Source organism: Acidiphilium sp. 34-64-41, assembly GCF_002282635.1.
Taxonomy (GTDB): Bacteria; Pseudomonadota; Alphaproteobacteria; order Acetobacterales; family Acetobacteraceae; genus Acidiphilium; species Acidiphilium rubrum.
Window position 1 is genome coordinate 1 of record NZ_NCJX01000157.1, and the last position, 3000, is coordinate 3000.

General features: G+C 57.9%; 3 protein-coding genes. 1 reads left to right on the forward strand and 2 read right to left on the reverse strand.

The features are described from left to right. Positions 1–303: 303 nt before the first annotated feature. Positions 304–1221 (forward strand): hypothetical protein, encoded by a 918-nt coding sequence (locus B7X49_RS18430; protein WP_286840593.1) that lies wholly within the window; start codon positions 304–306, stop codon positions 1219–1221. 289 nt (positions 1222–1510) lie between these two features. Here the strand turns inward: B7X49_RS18430 and B7X49_RS18435 are convergent, their stop codons facing one another. Both B7X49_RS18435 and B7X49_RS18440 read right to left on the reverse strand, forming a co-directional pair. Continuing rightward, on the reverse strand, positions 1511–2032 hold the full coding sequence (locus B7X49_RS18435) for a hypothetical protein (protein ID WP_286840595.1): 522 nt from the start codon (positions 2030–2032) through the stop codon (positions 1511–1513). Between the two features lie 138 nt (positions 2033–2170). After that, positions 2171–2653 carry a hypothetical protein gene (locus tag B7X49_RS18440; RefSeq protein ID WP_286840597.1) on the reverse strand — a complete coding sequence of 161 codons (483 nt, stop codon included), beginning with the start codon at positions 2651–2653 and terminating at the stop codon, positions 2171–2173. Positions 2654–3000 lie beyond the last annotated feature (347 nt).

The following is a 3000-nucleotide window of genomic DNA, read 5'->3' on the forward strand; positions in this document are numbered from 1 at the left end:
AGGATTGCTCGAATCAGCGTTTCCGATTGTTTGCCCATGGACCTACGACCAAATCACAAATCAAAATTTTTGGCCGGGTGAGGCGCTTCCGTGATCGCCACGGACCTCTCCGGCAAGTATTCGCGGGCATCTAGCGGGGACCTGGCGGGGCGTCTTGACCAGTCATCGCGCGCCTGTGACTACAGCCCCGTCCGGCCCGCGCATCCGGGACTAAACCATGACTTCACCGTGACTGCGCGGCAGTTTCCATAATTCAGAGATTCTGATACTATAATTCCAAATATCCTTGAAAGACTGACGAGTATGAAATGGTTCTTTTGCTGGTGCCAAGAAACGGAATTTCGGAAGGATCACGGCTGGGCTGACTTGATTCGCGTCGCGGTGCATTCGGCGCTTCAGCGCACAGACCTTGAACCGCATTTTATCTATGACGGGGAGCCTTCTGATCTGACTGTCGAACTTGAGCACGCTGGGGTGAAGATCCATTACCACCGCCTATCCTTCATCGATGCATTAACTGCGCACTCATCCGATCCGTCATACCAAGCCGTGGCACGCGGTGCGTTTCTGCGGTTTGATATTCCGTTGTTCGCCGACTCCGATGATTTTGTACTCTACACTGATGCGGACGTGATCTTTGGAGAACGCCTTGATTTCAGGGGTTATCGACCGGAGTTTCTAGCCGCCGCCCCGCAGTTCGACCGGGGAACGATTCGAGACATGAATAGCGGCGTTATGGTTATGAACGTCGCTGCTTGGCGCGCTCGCCGAGATGATCTCTTAAATTTCACTGCACTCAACATGCACCTCGGCCTAGACCAAGAGGTGCTGCGGGAATTTGTCGGACTCGATTACCTTCTGCTTCCGGATCGATTTAACTGGAAACCCTATTGGGGTGCCAATCCAGACGCGGCGATCCTGCACTGGCATGGCCCAAAGCCAGAAACCGCCGCGCGGTGGTTAGCAGAACCTGGATTTGTGACGCATGATGGCTGGATGCCGCTTTTGGAACGCGGTCGCGATGGCTACGCTTGGTATGTGCAGCAGCACCAAACAATGCTTAGCGCATGGAGAGAGAAGCCCCCCATAGACCAATTACAAATAGCCGCCCGTAACCTCGGCCTTCCCTGGCCGCTTCCACCGATCGGCATGGAAGATTTTGAATGGACAAATTTTGAACACCCTCTCAAAGAGAACTTCCTAAAGAAGAACATCCCATGAGCGTATGGGTCCCTCTCGACATCGAACCCCCTCCGCCTGGCCGTTTCGAGAACGACTGTATGACGTTCCGCCTTAAGCATCGACCATGGCCTGCTGTTGCGTTTTGGTTTCGAGGAGAGTGGTTAATGCCTCCCCATTGGAATGATTTTCCTGGAGAAGCGATTGTCGCTTGGGAACGTGGTTCCCTACCCAAAACCGGTGCTCAGTAAAATCGTCTGTTCTTAATCTGGAAACGCTATTTTATGGGCAGGTCCGAATCGCCTGCTCAAATACGGTCGATTCCGGCCAGCTAATCCGGCAGCACATCACCAGCCAGCCAGCGCACCAGACGGCCCTTGAGGCCAGGCAGAGTTTTGACCTGCCGAATGGCGGTCTCGGCCTTTTTGGCCCGCCCTAGGGCCTCTTCTGCTCGCTTCTGGGTATCTGCCGCGACCTTTTCTGAGATCTGAGCCTTAGCGGCAATGGCCGCACTTCTTTTTTGTTCGATCGTCGTTGCCTTTTTAGCGACGTCTAGTTCGGCTTCTAGGGCCAAAACGCGCGCTGCGGCCGCTTGGGAGGCTAAGCGGGTGGCCGCGAGCTCTTCGGCCATCATCTGCATGCCAGGATCATTGGCGCCACCGACTTTACGGAACGCCGCATGTGGAGCGAGAGGGTCGTCTTCACGGACCATCAGCTCGGCAGCCTCCCGGAAAAGAGGACGGGCCGATTCAGGTGCCGCCACCTGGAACAACGCGACGCCTCGCGCCGACAGGTTTTCGCGATATCGCCGAGCGCGCTGTTTTGCCCCGTTTCCCACCTTCTCGACCGTCACACGTCACGCCCTCCGACCGTCACACGTCACGGTAAAACCGTCACACGTCACGCAAAAAAATCCGACTTTTCGTATTTGGCAAACTATTGCGATTCCTAGCAATAGTACGTGACGTGTGACGGTTTAAACCGTCACACGTCACGAAATCCCGCCGAACGGCGGAAATTTTCCGTTTGTCGCCGGGCGAGCAGCCGTGGAGCGCTCAACCTGCGCATCCTTGTCCGATCGAGCCATCGAAGCGCGAAGTTTTGCGGCGACGTTGGCCTCGGCCGCGCGGAGCATTTCGGCGGCGTCGGGCGCAGACACGCGTCGTGCGCCTGCGGCCACCATTTCCGCGCTGCGGATCGCTGCGCGGTTGCCAGTCGCCTGCGCAGCGCGCAACGCCGCGTCAGCGGCGGCAATGCGCGCCAGCCGTCCGTCGTGAACGTGAGCACGAATTTCGTCGACGCGGTCCGCGACGCGTGCGTCAATAAAATTGGCGTAGCCTGCCTCGAATCGTTGGCCCGGCGAGATTTCCTCAGCGATCCGGTCGCTGGGGCGGCTTAAAACAAATTCAGCGGCGTCGAGGGGTTGAACGTGTCCCCCTCGAAAAACCTGGTGCACCGCGTCGGGAGGCGACACGGGGCGTCGGTCGGGCCGAAAAGGTGGTCGGGGGCCCACCAGATCACTTGGTTTATTTTTAGACAATGCAGGATAATTTGCGGAATTTTCGTGCCGTGGTGACGGATTTCCGATTCCTCGATCATCGAGTGTACGCATCTGGAGCACAGGCTGTTGTAGGGGTCGGGGGGCGGGTTCTCGCTCATTTTGCGTCGTCTCCAATTGGACTAGTGGTGGGCGGGTCAGTGTGGGTACGGGCCGGGTTAGACGTAGGCCAGGGACGGTCAGGCGCACGGGCAAGGGCGCAGGTGCGGGCGGCGCGGCAGCGGCGGTTGCCGGTCGCACAGGGGGCCGCGTAAGGCGGACGC